This window comes from Calidifontibacillus oryziterrae (assembly GCF_000331575.1).
Taxonomy (GTDB): domain Bacteria; phylum Bacillota; class Bacilli; order Bacillales; family Bacillaceae_J; genus Calidifontibacillus_A; species Calidifontibacillus_A oryziterrae.
In genome coordinates, this window is the sequence record NZ_KB223527.1 from 1,191,394 (window position 1) to 1,212,576 (window position 21,183).

The following is a 21,183-nucleotide window of genomic DNA, read 5'->3' on the forward strand; positions in this document are numbered from 1 at the left end:
AAAAACTGTAAAAGTTGTACAAAAACTTCAATTTATGCATAATCACTAAAAACCATTGACACTTCCGTTTCCTTTTCCTAAACTAAAATTTGAACAAACGGTGAAAGTAGGCTTATTTATTCTGTTGTTCTGTTGGTTCTTGATTTTTGAAGGGGGCTATTGAATGGAAGCAAAAATTCCAACTAAAGATCCATTTATTAATAAAGACAAACAAACTCCCCATAATTGGCAAGTTTGGTATCGATCATTAAGACCACATACATTAACTGCATCTTTCGTTCCGGTAGCAATTGGTACTGCTTTAGCATTACAGGATGGAGAAATTAAAATCTCCTTATTCTTAGCAATGCTTATTGCAAGTATGCTCATTCAGGCAGCTACTAATATGTTTAATGAATATTATGATTACAAACGAGGGTTAGACAACGAGGAGTCCGTTGGTATCGGAGGAACAATCGTTAGAGATGGAATTGCACCTAAGACAGTTCTAACTGTTGCTTTATGCTTTTTTGCTATTTCGCTACTATTAGGTGTTTATATTTGCGCTAACTCTAGCTGGTGGATTGCAGTTATTGGTATATTGGGTATGATAACTGGATATTTTTACACAGGTGGACCTTATCCTATTGCGTATTCGCCATTTGGTGAAATCGTTGCCGGATTTTTTATGGGAGTTATAATTATCCTTATTTCATATTTTATCCAAACAGCAACTATTTCATACAATAGTGTACTAATTTCGATTCCAATCTCCATTCTAGTCGGGGCGATCCTGCTTTCAAACAATATTCGTGATTTAGATGGAGACAAAAAAAGCGGCCGCCGAACATTAGCAATTTTGCTTGGCCGCGAAAAAGCAATTCTCTTTTTAGCTGGAATGTTTGTTGTATCATATGGCTGGATCATTATACTAATGGGTATCGAAATCGTGTCACCATGGCTTTTATTAGTGTTTGCAAGCTTGCCAAAGGCGATAAAAGCAATTCGCGTTTTCAAAGCAAATACATTACCAATAAAAATGATGCCCGCAATGGTAGCAACTGCCCAAACAAATACGCAATTCGGTTTTCTAGTAGCCATCGGATTGTTATTAGGCTATTGGGTATAAACAATAGGTGTTCATAACGATAAAGTCGATAAAGTATACGGTTTTAAAAATCGTATGCTTTTTTTTATTGTGTTCATACTAATTATTGAAGAAATACCTTTAGAATACACAAGCGAAAGGGGAGCTTTACAATGCTTACTCCTAATGAGCTTTCTGCTTTCAAATCCATCTTGTTACATCGAAAAGACGAAATACAAAAGGAGCTAGAGGCAACAGATTACTTTCAAACAAAACAGTCACACGTACAGGATTCGGTTGGTGAATTATCACGATATGATAATCATCCTGGTGATACGGGTACTGAACTTTATGAGCGTGAAAAGGATATCGCACTTGTTGAGCATTATGAAAAGGAATTAAAAGATATTACCCACGCGTTAGAAAATATTGAAAAAGGTGCGTACGGGAAGTGTGAAACATGTGATAAAGATATCTCTCTCGAACGATTAAAAGCATTACCTACCGCAACTCATTGTGTGGAACATAGCCCCGACCAAAATGTATCCCATCGTCGTCCAGTTGAAGAGGAAGTTTTGATTCCAGCTTACGGCAAGTTTGAATACGATGAAAAGGATGCCACTCTTTATGATGCTGAAGACGCATGGCAGGATGTTTCAAGATTCGGTTCATCTGAATCCCCATCCGATTTCTTTGATCAAAGTATATTGGATTATAATGATATCGTTGTTGAAGAAGATGAAAGAATCGGTTATGTAGAGGATATCGAAAGCTTCGTTGGCACTGATATAGAAGGTAACAATATTCAAATTTATCCTAATGCTGTGCATCAAGCATATGAGGAACAATTAGACTCAGAAGGAATTGTCTCTGCCGTTGGGAACATTGGACATCCTGAACTAGAATCATTTGATGATGAATAAAGATCTCTTCCCCTCTTACCCTTGGTTGTAGCATAATACTTCCAAGGGCTTTATTTTTATTTGGTGGCTGTGTTAAAGCGCAATGTTGATTTTTATATTTATATTGATTGTAGCGACGGGCGGCGACTCCAGCGGGAATAGCATGAGCTGAAGATCCCGCAGACGAGTTTACGAGTCGAGGAAGCTGAAGCCGTGCCCGCTGAAAGCGTCCGCCCATAGCGAAAATCAACAACCGAGTTTAACAGAGCCTATTTGGTAAAAAGGATGTGTTATATATCCAAAATAAACCAAGCATATTGATTCCAAATCATGTATAGTTAACTTGTAAATAAATTTCTTCGATTGGAGGATTTTCCATGAATTCCCACGAAATTGAATACAAAATTTACGGCGATGACATGCAGTTTGTTGAGGTAGAATTAGACCCTGGAGAAAGTACAATTGCAGAAGCAGGGGCAATGATGATGTTTGAAGAAGGGATTGGGATGGAAACTATCTTTGGCGATGGTTCATCCTCATCAGAGCAAGGGTTATTTGGTAAATTATTAGGTGCTGGAAAACGTGTTCTAACTGGCGAAAGTCTGTTTATGACTGTATTTACGAATCAAAGTCAAGCAGTTAAACATGTTTCATTTGCCGGACCATATCCTGGAAAAATAATCCCAGTCGATTTAAGTTTGCTAAATGGGAAAATTATTTGTCAAAAAGATGCCTTTTTATGTGCAGCGAAAGGAGTCTCAGTGGGTATAGAGTTTCAACGCAAGCTAGGTGCAGGCTTTTTTGGCGGCGAAGGTTTTATTATGCAAAAGCTAGAAGGCGATGGTTTAGCCTTCCTTCACGCTGGTGGAACAATTTATCGGAAAGAACTTCAGCCCGGTGAGCGACTAAAAATTGATACCGGCTGTTTAGTAGCGATGACAAGGAACGTAAACTATAATATCGAATTTGTTGGCAAGGTTAAGTCTGCTTTCTTCGGTGGTGAAGGATTATTCTTTGCAACAGTCGAAGGTCCTGGTACAGTTTGGATTCAATCGTTACCATTCAGCCGACTTGCTGATCGAATTTTTGCTGCCGCACCAAGCAATGGTGGGCAAACACGAGGAGAAGGAAGCGTATTAGGTGGACTATCAAATCTTTTTGAAAGATAAAAAATAGGATAAAAGGGACTGCGCAAATGCAGTCCCTTTAACTTGTTTATTTTACAATAAATACTGGGCAATGAGCACGCTGTACAACGAAATGACTTGTACTTCCTAAAAACAGCTCTGCAAATGCATTTAATCCGCGGCTACCCATAACAATTAGATCACAATTACTATTCTTCGCATATTCAATAATCATTCTGCCCGGATTCCCTTCCAAAACAACTGTCGTTGCTTTATTAGGAAGATCCTTCATTTTTTCCATTGCACCTTGCAGTAACTTCTCAGTATTCTTTCTTAACTCATCGATTAATTCTTGACTGTATATACCATAGCTACCCATTGAAGCAGCTGAAGGTGGATTTGAAACAGCAACAACAAATAATTCAATTCTTTCGTCTTGTTTTGCTAATGTAATCGCCATATCTAATGCTTTCTCACTTAACTCTGATCCATCATGAGCTACTAGAATTCTAGAGTAAAACGTTAACATTTTTATCACTCCATTTCTTCATTCTTTAATTTATTATACTATGAAAATACATAGAAAAAACTGAATTAATAGTAAATTTTCCTAAAAAATTGTCACAATCTTATTGTTTACTACTATGAATCTTCCAAATTTCATCAGCGTATTCTTTAATCGTCCTATCACTTGAAAAACGTCCTGATTTCGCAATATTAATAATACTTTTCTCTAGCCAGCTGTTCTGATCATTATATGCAGCACCTAACTTTTCATGTGTATGAACGTAGGAATGGAAATCTTTTAAAACAAAATACTCATCATTTTGAACTAGTAGTGAATCATAAATAGTTTCAAACTCTTGACTAGTGACTGAGAAAAACCCACCTACTAGCTGATCGATCACTTGATGTAGGTACTTATTATGATGGTAGTACTCGTGAGCACGATAGCCACCATTTCTTTGATAGGCTAATACTTGATCAGCTGTTAAACCGAAAGTATAAATATTATCTGAACCTACTTCTTCAAGGATTTCAACGTTTGCACCGTCTAATGTGCCAATCGTAATCGCACCATTCATCATGAATTTCATATTTCCTGTGCCAGATGCTTCTTTACTAGCTGTTGAAATTTGCTCACTAACATTGGCGGCCGGTATTATTTCTTCGGCAAGAGAGACACGGTAATTTTCCAAAAAGATAACCTTCAGCATCTCTTTTGTTTTCGGATCATTGTTCACTTTTACAGCTAATGTATTTATTAATTTAATAATTTTTTTTGCATAATAATAACCTGGAGATGCTTTCGCACCGAAAATAAAAGTTCGAGGTGTAATAGAAAAATTCGCGTCTTCCTTCAATCTGTTATATAAATACATAATGTGTAAAATATTTAAAAGCTGTCGTTTGTAAGCATGCAACCTTTTTACTTGGACATCAAAGATTGATTGTTCATCCACTACAATTCCAGTTAAACTTTTAATCCGTTTTGCTAAAGACCTCTTCTTACATTGCTTCACTTCGAAAATCTTATCTTGAAAACTCGCATCTTTTGCATAATCCATAAGTAGCGCTAATTTCTTGGGGTTAACAATCCATTCATCACCTATTGCATCTTTTATCGCACTAGTAAGCTCAGGATTTGCTTTCATTAACCAACGGCGATGCGTAATTCCATTCGTCTTATTATTAAATTTATATGGATAAAATTCATAAAACATTTTCATTTCTCGTGATTTTAAAATATCTGTATGAATTTGAGCAACACCGTTAACGCTATGACTTCCGACAATGGCTAAGTGCGCCATTTTAATCATACCGTGAGCAATGATTGCCATCTCCTCAATCCGCTTCCAATTACCTGTATACTTCATCCATAGTTGTTTGCAAAATCGTTCATTTATTTCTTCGATGATCATATAAATTCGTGGTAATAATGGCTTAAATATTGAAGTTGGCCATTTCTCTAAAGCTTCTGATAATGTTGTATGATTCGTATATGAAATGGTGTGAGTCGTTATTTCCCATGCTTCTTCCCATCCAAAGCCATGCTCATCCATCAATATTCTCATTAGTTCAGGAATTGCCAATACAGGATGTGTATCATTAACATGAATAGCCACTCTTTGATGAAACTGTAGTAAATCATAATTATTTTTTAAATAGCTTCTAATAATACTTTGTAATCCAGCTGATACAAGAAAGTACTGTTGTTTTAAGCGAAGTATCTTCCCATCTATATGAGAATCATCTGGGTAAAGAAATTCGGAAATTGCTTCAGTTTCACGTTTATATTTCATTACGTCACCTTTATCAGGCCGAAATTGAGATGGTTCTGCACTCCAAAGTCTTAACGTATTAACAACTTTGTTTTGATAGCCTATAACAGGCATATCATAAGGTACGGCCGTGACTGTTTCTGCATTAACATGATGGAACATTAATTGCCCATTATGTGAAACTTGAACTTCACCACCAAATTTAACCTCAATTGAGTGGCTAGCTTTCCGTATTTCCCATACGTTTCCATTTCTAAGCCATTGCTCTGGAAGCTCCACTTGATAACCATCTACAATTTTCTGATCAAATAATCCATGCTTATAACGAATACCCACCCCATGACCGGGTAGACTTAGTGATGCTAGTGAATCCAAAAAACAGGCAGCCAAACGTCCAAGTCCACCATTACCTAACCCAGCATCAACTTCTTGCTCTTCAAGCTCAATCAAGTCTACTCCTAACTCTTTTAGGCCGACTTCAATTATGTCTCGAACACCTAAATTTAATAAATTACTTCCTAGTAATCTACCAAGTAGGAATTCTATTGAAAAATAGTACGCTTGTTTTTTTTGATTCGAACGATAAAATTCATTCGTTTCTATCCAATCATGGCTTACAAATTCACGGACGAGTTGACCTAAAGTATTATACTGCTCCTGTAGTGTCGATTCCGCAAAGCTTTTACTATACATTTTTTCAAACTTTTCTAAAAAACGTTGTTTAAAAGCCTCCTTGCTAGAGAACATTACTTTCTCCCCTTTTCCCCAAACTATTCATCTTCAATATTTCTGCTAGATTAGCGAATAGTCATTTTTTAGCCTTGCATTTTGTTATACAACTGATAATATTCGTTAGCTGACTTTGACCAGCTGTAATCGTACGACATTGCAGTTTTCATTAGATGACTCCACTTCCCTTTTTGATGATAAAACCACAGTGCTCTTTCAATTGTATATAGCATATCATGGGCATTAAAATTGTGAAAACTAAAACCGTTGCCTTCACCTGTCACCTCGTTGAAGGAATGAACTGTGTCATTCAGTCCACCCGTTTCACGAACTATCGGTATCGTTCCGTAGCTTAACGCAATGAGTTGGCTAAGGCCACAAGGCTCAAATTTTGAAGGCATAAGAAATATATCACTACCCGCATAAATTTGATGAGCCATCTCTTCATTAAAACCGATGTAAGACCGAACCTTATCGTGATATTGCCACTCCATTGCCCGGAAGAAATGCTCAAATTCATTATCCCCAGTACCTAAAACGATAAATTGGACATCGTTCCTTATTATTTCATGGAAAACCCTTTTTATTAAATCTAGGCCTTTTTGTTTTGTTAATCGAGAGATAATCGCAATTATCGGTTTATTTCCAATAACTTCAAGTCCAAGTCTCTCTTGTAAATTCGCCTTGTTCTTTTCTTTCTTTTCAATCGTCTTCTTATCATAGTTCTCAATGATATAGCGATCGGTCTGTGGATTATAAATATCGGAGTCAATACCATTTAAAATCCCGACCAATACTGCTTGCCGTGAGCGAAGAAGACCGTCAAGCTTTTCACCATAATATGGAGTTTGAATTTCATCTCGGTATGTAGGACTAACGGTAGTAATGAAATCTGAAGATACAATTGCAGCCTTCATAAAATTTACACAACCGTAAAATTCGAGCTGATCTGTTGTAAAATAACGATCATCTAAATTTAATAAATCCCCAAGAATTCCTCTTGGAAAAATTCCTTGAAATTGTAGATTATGAATTGTAAAAATAGTACGAATGTGCCTATATGGTTCAGACCATCTATATTCAGCATTTAACAAAAACGGTATCATGCCCGTATGCCAATCATGACAGTGGATTATATCTGGCTGAAATTCCAAATGGGGAATTGCATTTAAAACTGCTCGACAAAAATACGAAAACCGTTCCCCATCATCATAATGTCCGTACATTGTATCCCGATTAAAATAATATTCGTTATCAATAAAATAATAAATAATACCCTCATACTCTAGCTTTTCTATTCCACAATATTGATTTCTCCAACCTAATTGAACATTCAGTTCACATGCCTTTTCCATCTGATCTTTAAAATGTTGCTGGATCGTCCCATACTTTGGCATTATAACCCGAACATCACCGCAAAGCTTTTTAAGTTCCTTCGGCAATGCCCCCGCAACATCAGCAAGTCCACCTGATTTAATAAAAGGCACACATTCAGATACAACAAATAATATGTTCACGAACTCATCAGCTCTCCTTGTATACTGCTACCCTTTTGAATTACGACTGGTGATGATGCATCTCCGGTGATAACGACATCTTTTTTTATGATTACATCTTTATCAATAATAGCTCCATCCACATATGCGCCAGCTTCAATTTGGCTTTTTTGCATAATAATACTATTTTTAACAACAGCATCTTTCCCAATCTTTACACCTCGGAAAATAATGCTATTTTCGACATGACCCTCAATAATACTTCCATTAGCAATCTGTGCGTTTCTCACCATTGCTTCACTCATGTATCGCGTAGGCGGCTCATCCTTAACCTTTGTAAATATAGGATTATCCGGGTTAAATAATTCCTTCATTATTGCTGGCTGTAACAGATCTAAACTATGCTTGTAATAACATTGAATTGTATCAATCGTTACGGCATACCCGGAAAATTCATAATGATGGACATTAAGCTTTCGTGCAAACCTATCTAGAATATCCGACAGCGTACTATTTGGATCATTATTCGGAGATTCAATCAACTCCATTAATAATGATGTTTTTAAAATGCACATATTTAAAGGTCTTCCACCTTTGAAAATTCTTGTAATATCCGCACCCGTTTCAATATGCTCCTTTAGAACATTTTTATAATTGAGATTGCAAATTGTATTGCTACCTACAATAACCGCGTACTCTTGTGTGCTCCGGTAAAAATAATCTTTATGAAATTTCATGTAGTGGAATACGCTCGCTAAATGATCTTTATCTGTATTAAATGGTGGCGGAAAGAAAAACAGCCCATCTCGTTTGCGGTTCAAATCCCAATCCTTACCTGAGCCTAAATGGTCCATCAATGAGCGGTATTGATACTTCGGAAAAATCGCAACACTTTGAACGTCCGAGTTTACCAAATTTGATAAAGCAAAGTCTATTAATCGATATCGTCCGCCATATGGCACCGCTGCGAGAGACCGTACCATTGTAAGTTCTTGTAACCCACCAAAACTTGTCGTAGCATCAATAATACCTAACATTAAGTTTTTCAATCCCCATCCCCCTTAACAGTTTATTTTCTCTTCTGCAACCAACACAACCTGCCCCTTCTTTTCAGGTGTAATGACCCGACCTTCCTCAATGACCATGTCACTTGCAACGATTGCATTTTCAATTCGGCAATTTTCTCCAATTTTAACTCCTGGCATAATAACTGAATCTTTTATAATTGAGCCTAGTCCAACGTCAACGCCAGGAAATAGAACAGAATGTAGTACTGTCCCATAGACCATACACCCTTCATTCACCATCGATCTATTTACGATCCCCGTCGGCGAAATGTAATGTGGCGGCTGATTTGGATTGACGGAATAGATCCGCCATTGATGATCATTTAAATCAAGCTCAGGCTTCTCCTCTAATAAATCCATGTTGGCTTCCCACAAGCTTTTTACCGTTCCAACGTCTTTCCAATATCCTTTAAAAGGATAGGCAAATAGCTTTAAACCTTCCTCAAGCATATGCGGAATGACATCCTTTCCGAAATCATGGCTAGAATCTGAATTTCGGTCGTCCATTTCCAAAAATTCTTTTAAAACTGACCACTTAAATATATAAATTCCCATCGAAGCTAAATTATTTTTTGGATGCTCTGGCTTTTCTTCAAACTCTACAATCTCAAGCTTTTCATTCGTATTCATAATCCCAAATCGACTAGCTTCATCCCAAGGAACTTCAATGACCGATATGGTTGCATCCGCATTCCTTTCAATATGATAATCTAGTAATTTAGAATAATCCATTTTATAAATGTGATCTCCTGATAGGACAAGAACATGCTCAGGATCGTAAAGATTAATATAATTTATATTTTGATAAATTGCATTAGCAGTACCTTTATACCACCTACCACCGTCTTGCTCCATATAAGGGGGTAATACTGTAACACCCCCATCTCTTCTGTCTAAATCCCACGCACTTCCGATACCAATATAAGAGTTTAATACTAGAGGCTTATACTGCGTTAATACTCCTACAGTAAATATTTGGGAGTTCGTGCAATTGCTTAATGGAAAATCAATGATTCGGTATTTTCCACCAAAAGATACAGCTGGTTTTGCTAGATTTTTTGTTAACAAGCTTAGACGGCTACCTTGCCCCCCAGCAAGTAGCATAGCAATGCATTTTTTTCTTCTCATAATCAATTAATCGCCCCCTATTTATTTATCGATATTCAGCCCTGCCTATCTCTAATTTATAGCTATTTCCTTTTACACTAATCTCATAAAAGCTACGTGGTTTATTTGTTGGTTTTAGGATCGAAATGCCAAAGGGTGGGATTGTCATCGAAATATAGTATGGCTTTTGATGCCAGCTACCCTTATTACTATATAACTCATCATTGTTCAGTTTTCCCGAACCACCATACTCAGTTTTATCGCTTGAGAAAACCTCAAGATAAGATGTATTGTCTGGCACGCCGACTTTATAGTCATAATAAACGACAGGTGTAAAATTACAGATAATAACTAAATAATCTTCTTTTTTGGAGGATTTTCTTATGAACGTTAAAATACTTTGCTCATTATTATCCGCATCAATCCACTCAAATCCCTCCCATGAATAATCAAGCTCCCATAACGCTTGTTCTACTTTATAGAAATTCACAAGCTTTTTAGTATATGCATGCATTTTATTATGCATGTCGTAATCTAATAAGAACCAATCCAATTGTTCAAGGTCCTTCCACTCATCAAACTGCCCAAACTCTCCACCCATGAACACTAACTTTTTCCCGGGGTGAGCAATAAAATATCCATAAAGTAAACGAAGCTGTGCGAATTTCTGCCAATAATCACCGGGCATTTTATTTAATAATGATTTTTTCCCATGGACAACCTCATCATGAGAAAATGGCAAAATAAAATTTTCAGAATACGCATATAACAAAGAAAATGTAAGAAGATTATGATGATACTTCCGATAAATAGGATCCAATTCCATATATTTAAGAACGTCGTTCATCCATCCCATATTCCACTTATAGCTAAATCCGAGGCCACCATGGCTCGTTGGTGCGGTTACTTGTGGCCACGCCGTCGAATCCTCAGCTACCATTAACACTTCTGGATTAAACTTAAAGACTTCTTCATTTAGTTGCTTTAAAAAGCGAATAGCATATTCATTTTGATGTACTCTTCCCTGCCCATGCATATCCCAATAAAGCATATTTGCGACTGCATCAACACGGAAACCATCAATATGGTAAACATCCATCCAAAAAATAGCATTAGATATAAGGAAACTAATTACTTCCGTTCGTCCTAAATCAAAATTTGCCGTACCCCAAACATCATTTTGCATAACGAAAGGGTTTGAATATTCATATGTAGGTTTACCATCAAACAAATACAATCCATGTTCATCCTTACAAAAATGTCCAGGTACCCAATCGAGTAGGACGCCGATTCCATTTTGGTGACATCTATCAACAAATGCCATGAAATCATGTGGTTTTCCATAACGACTTGTCAATGAATAATAGCCAGTTCCTTGATAACCCCAGGATCGATCAAATGGATGTTCAATCAAGGGTAATAATTCAATATGCGTATATCCTCTCTCGACTACATATTGAATTAATTCATCTGCCATTTCAGTATATGTTAAGTGTTCATCCTTTTCTTTTCTTTTCCATGTCCCTAAATGGACTTCATAAATAAACATCGGCTCTTTAAAAGTGGACTTTTGACTGAGTAATTGTTTCCAAGCTGTATCGTTCCATTGATAGCCAGATAAATCACAAATAATTGATGCTGTCTGAGGGCGCTTTTCGGAAAGAAACGCAAAAGGATCACTCTTTTTCAAGATCCTTCCATCCTCAGTCGTAATTTCATATTTGTAAGTAATTCCTTCAGATAGTCGTGTAAAAAAACCACTCCAAATACCTTCATTTGATATTTTTATAAGACGATAATCGCTCCCGCTCCAGTTATTAAAATCTCCTATGACACTTACCTGTTGTGCATGTGGAGCCCAAACAGTAAAACGAACTCCATGACTACTATTTTCTTCTCTAGGATGTGCTCCGAAAACTTTATAGCTTTGAAATAGTTTTCCTGCATGAAATAAATATGTATCAAGCTCAGTAGGATGGTATATCATTTTTCAACCTCCTTACTTGCTGGTAATTTTATAGAAGATACCTTCATAATTGCTATATTCAAGAAATAACCATAAAAATCCTTTTAATTATATGTTAAAAGATTATGAAAATTTTCATTTTTTTACATTTTACCCTTATTTCCCCACTTATCTATCATTTTTCGGCAAAATAAAAAGCGCAAGCACTAGATTAATACTATCATTGCAATACTTATCCACAGGTCAAAATTTTCTATTTCTTAAACAATAAAAAAAAGAGAAGACGTGATGTCTTCTCAAAAAATTATGTACCCTACTTTGAGGATATGTCTTCCAACCAATTTTATTATAACAAACGCATGAATGTGTTACAATCATCCTTTTTTATTTGTAGTTAGCAAATAAGTACAATCTTTTTATATATTACCATTATGTGAAAAGGAAGGAATTTTGGCGATTTATGCAGAAAATTATTATATAATATATAAAGGTATGTATTTTATACTACAAGGGGGATTAAAGATGGAAATTAATTTAAAAGTGTTAATTTGTGATGACTCTATCTTAATACGAAAAAAGTTAAAAAGCACATTGGAAAAATGCAGGATTACTAATATTCTTGAAGGCGAAAACGGCCAACAAGCTATTGACATTGTTAAATCCGAAAAGCCTGATTTAGTTTTTTTAGATATCGTCATGCCTGATAAAGATGGAATTGAGGCGTTAACGGAAATAAAAGAGTTTGATCCTTCCATAAAAGTCGTAATGGCTTCTTCCGCTGGAACACAGTCCCATTTAAAGAAAGCTATTGAACTAGGAGCTTATGATTTTATTCAAAAGCCGGTAACTTTAGAGGCTGTTGCCAATATTATCGATAAAATTGTGAAAGAAGGAATGGAGGGCTCTCTATAATGTTTAGTCAATATTTCGGGCATTATTTATTAAATAAAGGTTTAATAAGTGCGGATCAACTAAAAAACGCCTTAGACCTACAGGCATCCACACATGTAAAATTGGGCGTCCTTTCCGTAAATGAAGGCTTTATGACTGCAAGTCAAGTTGAAGAGGTCCACGAGAAACAAAAACAAGTCGATAAAAGGTTTGGAGAGATTGCTATTGAACTTGGTTATCTTACTGAGCAGCAACTTGATCAGCTTTTATCAGGTCAAAAACAAAATCATTTAATTTTAGGACAAGCACTTGTTGACCGCGGCTATATGTCAATTGAACAATTCTCAGACGCATTGGCAGCCTACAAAAAGGATAATAGCTTGTCAGATGAACAATTTGAAGCGATTAAAGATGGTGACATTGATACATTAGTTGAAGCATTATTGCAAATCAAAGATTCAGCCAATAAACAGCATTATACAGATTATGTATCACTATTCGCCAAGAACTTAATCCGTTTCATTGATGATCAAGTACGTATAGAGGCTAAAGCAATTAGCGGCAACTACCATTCCCAATGGTGGACATCACAAAACATTATTGGAGAAAATGGATTTGCAACTGCCATCGGATGTGACGAAGATGTATTTGTGAAATTTGCTTCAATTTATGCAGAGGAAACACTTGAAGAAGTTGATGAATTGGCTCAAGCCTCTGTAAGTGAATTTTTAAATTTACATAATGGCATTTATACAGTTAATATGTCAAATCGTGGAATCGAGTACGAAATGGACGCACCAAAGGTTCAACAAAATGTTGATATCGCTCCAGAAAATTCCGTTTTAATTATTACTGCCTATTTGTCATTCGGAACGATCGACATTATTATAACCAACTAATGGTTTTACGGTTACACATAGATTCTATTGAACGAATTATATCAGGACTACCATTAACACGAAAAAGGGCTAGCACAAATTGTGCTAGCCCTTTTTCGTGTATGACCCGTACGGGATTCGAACCCGTGTTACCGCCGTGAAAGGGCGGTGTCTTAACCACTTGACCAACGGGCCATATTCATATTTATGGCGGTTCCGACGGGGATCGAACCCGCGATCTCCTGCGTGACAGGCAGGCATGTTAACCACTACACCACGGAACCATATAAAATACTAATTTAATTATTATTGGTTGCGGGGGCAGGATTTGAACCTACGACCTTCGGGTTATGAGCCCGACGAGCTACCAGACTGCTCCACCCCGCGATAATATTATGCAAATATTTTAAACCTGCTTACTAAATTGTATAGAATCTACTGTCCCTTCATCTTCCAGCTTAAGTAAAATCGTCGTCCCGATTTCAGAATGCTTATTCAAGATGCAGTTCAATCGGTACGCTGTTGCGGATTCGATGAAGCTTATTCGATCGTGCTCCACCCCGCGATAATATTATGCAATTTCACAACGACCTACCTAATATAACATTTACGAAATAAACAGTCAACAACTATGAAATGATGAAAAATCACAAAATATTTTTGGTAACGCTTTCATAAAATTGGAATATTATGTTATTATACGTATATACTGTGTTAATGGTGTAAACTACTACAAAAAAGGAGTTGTTGTGAATGATTAAAAATTTTATTAGTTTTATAATCCCTTTAATGGGTTTACTTTTCCTTGCTTTTTCCTTCCACTTCCTTGATAAGTACTCCTTTCCAGTTAAAGAAGAAGAAAGCAACGTTGAAAATCAGCCTGAATAACTGAACTAATTTCGTTCACTAGCTCTATTATTTAATGCGTTATGTTCATACATGCTTTCTTCATTCCAAAAGACCCTATACGTTTACTAATGTTTTTGTAGTTAGAATCTGGTAAGCCCATTCAACTTCTGCTTCAGAAGGCGGTTCTACATTTTCTAATGGATATTTTATGCCAAGCGCGTTCCATTTATAGACACCAAGTTTGTGATAGGGTAGAATTTCAATTTTTTCTACATTATTAAGTGTATGAATAAATTCGCCTAACCTTTCCAAATCTTTTTCATCATTAGTTACTCCTGGAACTAATACATGTCGTATCCATACAGGAATTTTTAGGTCTGATAAAAATTTCGCAAATTGTAATATGTGCTTATTACTTTTCCCAGTTAATTTTTGGTGTTTTTTTTCATCGATATGCTTAAGATCTAGCAAAACTAAATCAGTAAGTTCTAAAACAGCCTTCAGCTTTTCAATAAATACTTCATCATAAGAAAAACAGCCCCCTGACGAATCAATTACGGTATGAATGCCTAGACTTTTACATCGTTTAAAAAGCTCATGCAAAAAATCCAGTTGTAATAAGGGCTCACCACCACTAACAGTAATTCCACCACCAGAAGCTTGCATAAACGGCAAATATGATTTTATATCATCAATTATTTCTGTGACCGACATCACTGTACCTTTTCCAAGTTCCCAAGTATCAGCATTATGACAAAATTGGCATCTTAATAAACATCCCTGCAGAAATACTACATATCTTAGCCCAGGGCCATCAACAGTACCTAGGGTCTCGATTGAATGTACATTACCGTTCATTCTTTATATCCCAACCTTTTATAAAAACACCCCCTGTTTTTTAACTTACAAGTAGCAGAGGGTGTTCTTTTATTTTTTATTAACCTACTTTATTGTTTTACATACTTTCATGGAACGTACGATTAATAACATCTATTTGTTGTTCTCTTGTCAATTTAATGAAGTTCACAGCATATCCTGATACACGTATAGTCAATTGCGGATATTCTTCTGGGTGTTCCATTGCATCTTGTAAGGTTTCGCGATTAAAAACATTAATGTTTAAATGATGCCCTTTTTTACTTGCATAACCATCTAGAATACCTACCAGATTCTTTTTTTGCTGATCTTCTTCCTTCCCGAGCGCTTTAGGAACAATCGAGAACGTGTTGGATATACCATCTCTCGCATGATCATACGGAAGTTTACTTACAGTTGATAATGATGCCAATGCACCTTTCGTATCACGACCATGTAACGGGTTTGCACCAGGTGCAAACGGCTCTCCTGCACATCTTCCATCAGGTGTATTCCCTGTTTTCTTTCCATAAACAACATTGGATGTAATCGTTAGAATAGATAATGTATGCACAGAATCGCGGTACGTTTTATGCTTGCGAAGCTTTTCCATAAAGCTTTCGACAAGCCCAACGGCTATGCTATCAACGCGATCATCATTATTTCCGTATTTCGGGAAGTCTCCTTCAATTTCATAATCTACAGCTAATCCAGATTCATCACGTATAACCTTCACTTTAGCAAATTTTATGGCGCTTAGTGAATCCGCTGCAACGGATAAACCAGCAATCCCAGTTGCCATCGTGCGAAGAATATGTGTATCATGTAATGCCATTTCAATTCTTTCGTATGAATACTTATCGTGCATATAATGAATCACGTTAAGAGTATTAATATATAGACCCGCTAACCAATCTAAAACTTGATCAAATTTCTCCATCACATCTTCATATTTTAAATAGTCAGTAGTGATCGCACCAAATTCAGGGCCAACTTGGATATTTTTCTTTTCATCTTTCCCACCATTAATTGCATATAGTAATGCCTTTGCAAGGTTCGCTCTAGCACCAAAAAATTGCATTTGCTTGCCAATTTCCATCGCCGAAACGCAGCATGCAATTCCATAATCATCTCCATATACCGGTCTCATAATGTCGTCGTTCTCATATTGGATAGAGCTAGTTTTAATTGACATTTTTGCACAATATTCCTTGAATTTAACCGGTAGACTCGGCGACCAAAGTACGGTTAAATTTGGTTCTGGTGCTGGACCTAAATTATCCAAAGTGTGTAAAAATCTATATGAGTTTTTGGTAACAAGTGACCTTCCGTCCTCTGCCATTCCTCCAATTGATTCTGTTACCCATGTTGGGTCTCCACTAAATAATTCATTATAGTCAGGTGTCCTAGCAAATTTAACTAACCGAAGCTTCATGACGAAATGGTCGACAATCTCTTGCGCTTCCTTTTCAGTTAAAATACCATTTTGAAGATCACGTTCGATATAAATGTCTAAAAACGTTGAGACACGACCAAGGCTCATTGCAGCACCATTTTGTTCTTTAATTGCAGCTAAATATGCAAAATATAACCATTGAAATGCCTCTTGTGCATTTTTCGCAGGCCCAGAAATATCATAACCATAACGGCTAGCCATTTCTTTTAGCTCGTGTAAAGAACGAACTTGTTCAGAAACCTCTTCACGAAGGCGAATCACATCTTCAGACATAATACCGCCTAAATTTTTATAATCATTTTGTTTTTCTTTAATTAAGCGATCAACACCATAAAGCGCTACACGTCGATAATCCCCAATAATCCGCCCACGCCCATAAGCGTCAGGAAGACCTGTAATGATACCTGTCTTTCTCGCTAGCTTCATCTCATCAGTATATACATCAAATACTCCTTGATTGTGCGTTTTACGATATGTTGTAAATATCTCTTTTAGTTCTGGGCTTACATCATAGCCATATGCTTCACAGGCTTGTTCAGCCATTCTAATACCTCCATAGGGCTGTAAGGAGCGCTTAAATGGCTTATCTGTTTGAAAACCAACAACTTTTTCTAAATCTTTATTTAAGTAGCCTGGACCATGTGATGTAATACTAGAGACAACGTCTGTGTCCATATCTAAAACGCCGCCCTTTTCACGTTCGAGCTTTGATAGCTCCATCACTTGCTCCCAAAGCTTTATCGTTTGCTTAGTTGCTGCTTCAAGGAAGGCCTCGTCACCTTCATACACTGTTATATTTAAACTTATAAAATCTCTAACGTTTATTTCCTCTGTCCATTTACCAACTTTAAAACCTTCCCAAGCTTTCATTATGTCATCCCTCCGTTGAGTAATACAGATCATGTATATAGTATGGTACAGGTACACAAAAATCATACTACAGTATCATTATCTTTGGACCATATAATATTGACATTGTTGTGAAATGTGAGTTTTGCTTATTTTTTTATAAATTATAATTCTACAATTTATATATGGTACAGTTTCTATCATTTATATATAACAGGTAATAATTACCTCGTATTAGAAATGATGAATATTTTTCATTATCGATAATGATTGGTGACATAATTTGCTTAGCTAGAATTACTTAAACAATTCCTATTTTTTATAAGCTACATAAAACGGCCACCTCGCAGTTTGACCGTCCATACCAACAGCTTCAACAACAATGAAGGTAAGCAAGTTTTCTTTTCCATAATAAAAAGTTGTTGTCCAACCATCTTCACCATCCTGATCCTCACTTATGAGCTTTTTATGCTCCCATGAATCTTGCCACGATTTATTTTTTACTGGAACTGTCCAAAATCTTACCTTCCATGCATTTTCGACTATCGCTTCAATATGCAGCTCTCCATTCGTTCTTTGTCGTAAAATTACCCATTGATTAATGATTGGTGTCGGACTAGTTTTTATATCAATTATTTTCGGCGAACTTTCATCCATTTGAGTAGTAGCAAAGCAGGTGTTAATAGCAGAAATACACATATAGCAAACACTAATAAAAAAAATACTGAGTAGTTTCATTTGCAAAAATAATCATTCCTTTTTCTGTATTGTGTCGCTATTATTATTGTTTTTCTAAAGGTAGAAAAATATTGCCCCAACAAATATTGCAATTTTTTAACATATATTTATAAAAAAGATTGTAAGCTTTTGTCGAAAGGGTTGTTTTTGAATTTAATTACAACTATTATGTTTTAAGGCATTAATGTTTTAAAGAGGAGAAGAAGATGATGGAGAAATGTTCGATATTTTGGAGTACATTTTACCAATCAGCAATTGGCCAATTACTCATCGATTTATCCGGTAAAACGATTGCCGTAAATCGGGCTTTTTGTGAGTTTACCGGCTATAAAGATGAGGAATTGTTAAATAAAGTTCCAGATTTTCTTTGTACAAAAGAAGATTTAGCGAATGATTATTACTTCTTCACTCAACTTAGAAAGGGCGAAATTGATTCTTTTCATGCAGAAAAAAGATATAAACACAAAAACGGAAAAATAGTTTGGGGCTTAATTAACGTTTCTTTCATTGAAAATGAACTCGGAAATGAACGTTACTATTTTATCCAAATTCAAGATATTACTGACGAAAAGTATACTAGAGACTATTTTCAGAAAGTAGAAAAAGTTTCAGTTGCTGCCCAATTAGCTGCAGCTGTCGCTCACGAGATCCGAAACCCATTAACAACAATAAAAGGTTTTGCCCAACTACAAAAGAAATTTCATTCATATAGCGACCAATATACAAATATCATGCTAAATGAAGTCCAAAAAATCGAAAATATTATTACTGAATATTTAGCAATGGGCAACGCACAAATAGAAACTCACTTTCAACTTGAAAATATAAATGAACTGATCGAGCAAGTTATTATCTTATTACAAACACAAGCGAATATGGCAAATCAAAATATAGTGTATATAAAACCAAATCGACTGTTGAAAGTTGAGTGTGATGTAGCAGCTATTAAACAAGTGTTACTAAATATTATCAAAAACGCGCTTGATGCAAGTGAGGCAGGCGATTTTGTACTAGTTAAAATTAAGGATAATAAAAACGGTTTTATTACAATAAAAGTGATTGATGAAGGCTGCGGGATAAGCAAAGAAAGATTAAACCACATCGGGGAACCTTTTTATTCAACAAAAGAGCGTGGGACTGGCCTTGGACTAATGACTAGCTTTACTATTATTGAGAGACATCATGGAACAATCCATATTGAAAGTACGATCGGTATAGGTACAACTGTAGAAATTAACTTACCAATCCAACAACCTGCAAAATTGTTAATGACCACAGGTGGTGGTAAATCAATTTAGTTTAAGCTTTAGTTACAATCAATGGTGTTTACATTATTATGATCTTAGGTAAAGCTAATAACAGCTTTTGGTAATAGTAATTTCATGCAAATGATTAATGTGCTTTACATTTTAATTGTGTGCTATTAAAATTAATTTCATAATAGGAAAAAGGGCGGTAGAGCTCAGTTGGGAGTCCACCATCGTCGTTACACTACCCCATTTGATAATTTGATATTTGCTTTTCACGGGGGGCTTAGCTCAGTTGGGAGTCCGTACTTGTCAACTTCACTACCCCATTTGATAATTTGATATTTGCTTTTCACGGGGGCTTAGCTCAGTTGGGAGAGTGCAACACTGGCAGTGTTGAGGTCGCCGGTTCGAGCCCGGTAGTCTCCATTGAAAGAATCAGCACCGTTTCCTTTGATTATAAGGGAACAGGTGCTATTTTTTTGTTTTTTCTCTAGTTTTTCCACGTTCCCTCTATTTTCCAAAGGTTCTGAACTCCGCTGGTTTTTACGGACACAGGATCCCTTATTTAAAAAACAAGACTATTTTTTGATGATTAACGGACACACGTTCCGTTATTTTGGATTTTAGCAGTAGTTTTTTTGTGAATATGATGAAATAACGGATTATATGTCCGATAAAATTATAAAAATACGTTTTTTGGTAAAATAAAGGATCTGGTGTCCGTTAAAAGCACAATTTGTTCCAATGCAATGTTCTATGTGTCATCTTTACATTGCACTAGATGTCGTAAAAATAAAGATTTATTACTATTTTGGAAATAATGGTTAAAATTTTCAAAAAAATTATTCGAGCTGATAAGTTCGATACCGTTTATTACCGCTCGCCACACGTAGAATATTCATGTCTACAAGAGTGTGTAAAATACGTCTTGCGTGACGGTCACTAATGTTTAAATGATAGGCAATCTCAAGTGGAGTAATTGGACGAAGTAGACGACGAGCATAACGTACCACCTCTGCTTCCATCCAAGATAATTGTGGAGATGTTTCAGTTGAGATAAATTTCCCGATAAAAGCAAGTATAAGTTGCTGACATTGTTTAGGTTCTTCTTTAATAGAAAGATAAGCAATCGGTAATAATGTCCATCCATCAAGTGCCAATAATGAATGTCGCCAGCATAGATCCTTAAATCGCCTAGTATCAAGATCTCGAGCATGAGGGCCGAATCCCTGAATTTCTATACACCCTTTCGCATCCCTAGGTCTGTATACTAAGTCCAAATAACGATAACCGTTATTGAAATCACGCACCTCCCACTCAGGATACAAATGATTAAAACTCCCTACAGTTGGAAACCATATTTTACGAAGAAATTCTATCGTTCCATGACCTAGACCCTTTTCTAGTATTTCACGTCGCCTAGGATTCTTCTCTTCGTTAATATTTTCTCCAAGCCATTTGTTGTATTTTTGTTCAAATCCTTCCATCGATCATTCACTTTCCTTTCTAATTTTATAGTTTTTTATAATCTTCATATAATTAATAACTCATGGCTGTTTTGGAATTATAGGTAGGTTTTTAGCAGACATTAGCCCCACTGTCTTTTGTCTGTGACTGAAATTATGGGTGGTTAACGGACATTAGCTCCGCTATCTTTTGTCATTGATTGAAATTA

General features: G+C 36.0%; 17 protein-coding genes and 4 tRNA genes. 8 read left to right on the top strand and 13 right to left on the bottom strand.

The window, feature by feature from the left end:
• The first annotated feature begins 163 nt into the window (after nucleotides 1–163).
• The 3 genes from D612_RS0114465 (at nucleotide 164) to D612_RS0114475 (ending at nucleotide 3,137) form a co-directional block, all read left to right on the top strand.
• Nucleotides 164–1,108 carry a 1,4-dihydroxy-2-naphthoate polyprenyltransferase gene (locus D612_RS0114465; protein ID WP_017756203.1) on the top strand — a complete coding sequence of 315 codons (945 nt, stop codon included), beginning with the start codon at nucleotides 164–166 and terminating at the stop codon, nucleotides 1,106–1,108.
• A 131-nt stretch (nucleotides 1,109–1,239) separates the two neighbouring features.
• A complete protein-coding gene (locus D612_RS0114470; protein WP_017756204.1) occupies nucleotides 1,240–1,989 on the top strand; it encodes a TraR/DksA C4-type zinc finger protein in 750 nt (249 codons plus the stop codon).
• Between the two features lie 356 nt (nucleotides 1,990–2,345).
• Nucleotides 2,346–3,137, top strand: coding sequence for a TIGR00266 family protein (locus D612_RS0114475; protein WP_017756205.1), 792 nt, complete (start codon nucleotides 2,346–2,348; stop codon nucleotides 3,135–3,137).
• A gap of 46 nt (nucleotides 3,138–3,183) precedes the next feature.
• Here D612_RS0114475 and D612_RS0114480 read toward each other — a convergent pair whose 3' ends face one another.
• The 6 genes from D612_RS0114480 to glgB form a co-directional block, all read right to left on the bottom strand.
• Nucleotides 3,184–3,624 (bottom strand): universal stress protein, encoded by a 441-nt coding sequence (locus D612_RS0114480; protein ID WP_017756206.1) that lies wholly within the window; start codon nucleotides 3,622–3,624, stop codon nucleotides 3,184–3,186.
• Nucleotides 3,625–3,724: 100 nt separating this feature from the next.
• Nucleotides 3,725–6,124, bottom strand: a complete 2,400-nt coding sequence (locus D612_RS0114485; RefSeq protein WP_017756207.1) for a glycogen/starch/alpha-glucan phosphorylase — start codon at nucleotides 6,122–6,124, stop codon at nucleotides 3,725–3,727.
• Between the two features lie 68 nt (nucleotides 6,125–6,192).
• The gene (gene glgA, locus D612_RS0114490) at nucleotides 6,193–7,623 is read right to left on the bottom strand and encodes a glycogen synthase GlgA (protein WP_017756208.1); all 1,431 of its coding nucleotides are present in this window, start codon (nucleotides 7,621–7,623) and stop codon (nucleotides 6,193–6,195) included.
• Nucleotides 7,620–8,651 carry a GlgC family sugar phosphate nucleotidyltransferase gene (locus tag D612_RS0114495; RefSeq protein WP_017756209.1) on the bottom strand — a complete coding sequence of 344 codons (1,032 nt, stop codon included), beginning with the start codon at nucleotides 8,649–8,651 and terminating at the stop codon, nucleotides 7,620–7,622. The genes glgA and D612_RS0114495 overlap by 4 nt, the downstream gene beginning before the upstream one ends.
• A 12-nt stretch (nucleotides 8,652–8,663) precedes the next feature.
• Complete coding sequence (locus D612_RS0114500; protein ID WP_324603079.1) at nucleotides 8,664–9,797, bottom strand: glucose-1-phosphate adenylyltransferase; 1,134 nt, start codon at nucleotides 9,795–9,797, stop codon at nucleotides 8,664–8,666.
• Between the two features lie 25 nt (nucleotides 9,798–9,822).
• Nucleotides 9,823–11,763: a 1,4-alpha-glucan branching protein GlgB gene (glgB, locus tag D612_RS0114505; RefSeq protein ID WP_017756211.1), complete on the bottom strand. Its 1,941-nt coding sequence runs from the start codon at nucleotides 11,761–11,763 to the stop codon at nucleotides 9,823–9,825.
• 501 nt (nucleotides 11,764–12,264) lie between these two features.
• Between glgB and D612_RS0114510 the strand changes: the two genes are divergently transcribed.
• Complete coding sequence (locus D612_RS0114510) at nucleotides 12,265–12,654, top strand: response regulator (RefSeq protein ID WP_017756212.1); 390 nt, start codon at nucleotides 12,265–12,267, stop codon at nucleotides 12,652–12,654.
• Entirely contained in the window at nucleotides 12,654–13,532 is an 879-nt protein-coding gene (locus D612_RS0114515; RefSeq protein ID WP_017756213.1) for a hypothetical protein, read from the top strand. Before D612_RS0114510 ends, D612_RS0114515 begins: the two co-directional genes overlap by 1 nt.
• 102 nt (nucleotides 13,533–13,634) lie before the next feature.
• Here D612_RS0114515 and D612_RS0114520 read toward each other — a convergent pair.
• The 3 genes from D612_RS0114520 to D612_RS0114530 form a co-directional block, all read right to left on the bottom strand.
• Nucleotides 13,635–13,706: transfer RNA gene (locus D612_RS0114520), tRNA-Glu, on the bottom strand.
• 13 nt (nucleotides 13,707–13,719) lie between these two features.
• Nucleotides 13,720–13,795, bottom strand: a tRNA-Asp gene (locus tag D612_RS0114525).
• 26 nt (nucleotides 13,796–13,821) lie between these two features.
• Nucleotides 13,822–13,898, bottom strand: a tRNA-Met gene (locus D612_RS0114530).
• A 366-nt stretch (nucleotides 13,899–14,264) separates the two neighbouring features.
• Between D612_RS0114530 and D612_RS20040 the strand changes: the two genes are divergently transcribed.
• On the top strand, nucleotides 14,265–14,399 hold the full coding sequence (locus tag D612_RS20040) for a hypothetical protein (RefSeq protein WP_017756214.1): 135 nt from the start codon (nucleotides 14,265–14,267) through the stop codon (nucleotides 14,397–14,399).
• A 75-nt stretch (nucleotides 14,400–14,474) separates the two neighbouring features.
• Here D612_RS20040 and pflA read toward each other — a convergent pair whose 3' ends face one another.
• The 3 genes from pflA to D612_RS0114550 form a co-directional block, all read right to left on the bottom strand.
• Nucleotides 14,475–15,218 carry a pyruvate formate-lyase-activating protein gene (pflA, locus tag D612_RS0114540; RefSeq protein ID WP_017756215.1) on the bottom strand — a complete coding sequence of 248 codons (744 nt, stop codon included), beginning with the start codon at nucleotides 15,216–15,218 and terminating at the stop codon, nucleotides 14,475–14,477.
• A 97-nt stretch (nucleotides 15,219–15,315) separates the two neighbouring features.
• The gene (pflB, locus tag D612_RS0114545; RefSeq protein ID WP_017756216.1) at nucleotides 15,316–17,541 is read right to left on the bottom strand and encodes a formate C-acetyltransferase; all 2,226 of its coding nucleotides are present in this window, start codon (nucleotides 17,539–17,541) and stop codon (nucleotides 15,316–15,318) included.
• Between the two features lie 291 nt (nucleotides 17,542–17,832).
• Nucleotides 17,833–18,258 (bottom strand): hypothetical protein, encoded by a 426-nt coding sequence (locus tag D612_RS0114550; RefSeq protein WP_233275026.1) that lies wholly within the window; start codon nucleotides 18,256–18,258, stop codon nucleotides 17,833–17,835.
• A 206-nt stretch (nucleotides 18,259–18,464) separates the two neighbouring features.
• Between D612_RS0114550 and D612_RS0114555 the strand changes: the two genes are divergently transcribed.
• Together D612_RS0114555 and D612_RS0114560 are read left to right on the top strand one after the other, a co-directional pair.
• Nucleotides 18,465–19,556, top strand: a complete 1,092-nt coding sequence (locus tag D612_RS0114555) for an ATP-binding protein (protein WP_083888521.1) — start codon at nucleotides 18,465–18,467, stop codon at nucleotides 19,554–19,556.
• Between the two features lie 305 nt (nucleotides 19,557–19,861).
• Nucleotides 19,862–19,934, top strand: a tRNA-Ala gene (locus D612_RS0114560).
• 416 nt (nucleotides 19,935–20,350) lie between these two features.
• Here D612_RS0114560 and D612_RS0114565 read toward each other — a convergent pair.
• The gene (locus D612_RS0114565) at nucleotides 20,351–20,995 is read right to left on the bottom strand and encodes a transcriptional regulator (RefSeq protein ID WP_017756219.1); all 645 of its coding nucleotides are present in this window, start codon (nucleotides 20,993–20,995) and stop codon (nucleotides 20,351–20,353) included.
• Nucleotides 20,996–21,183 lie beyond the last annotated feature (188 nt).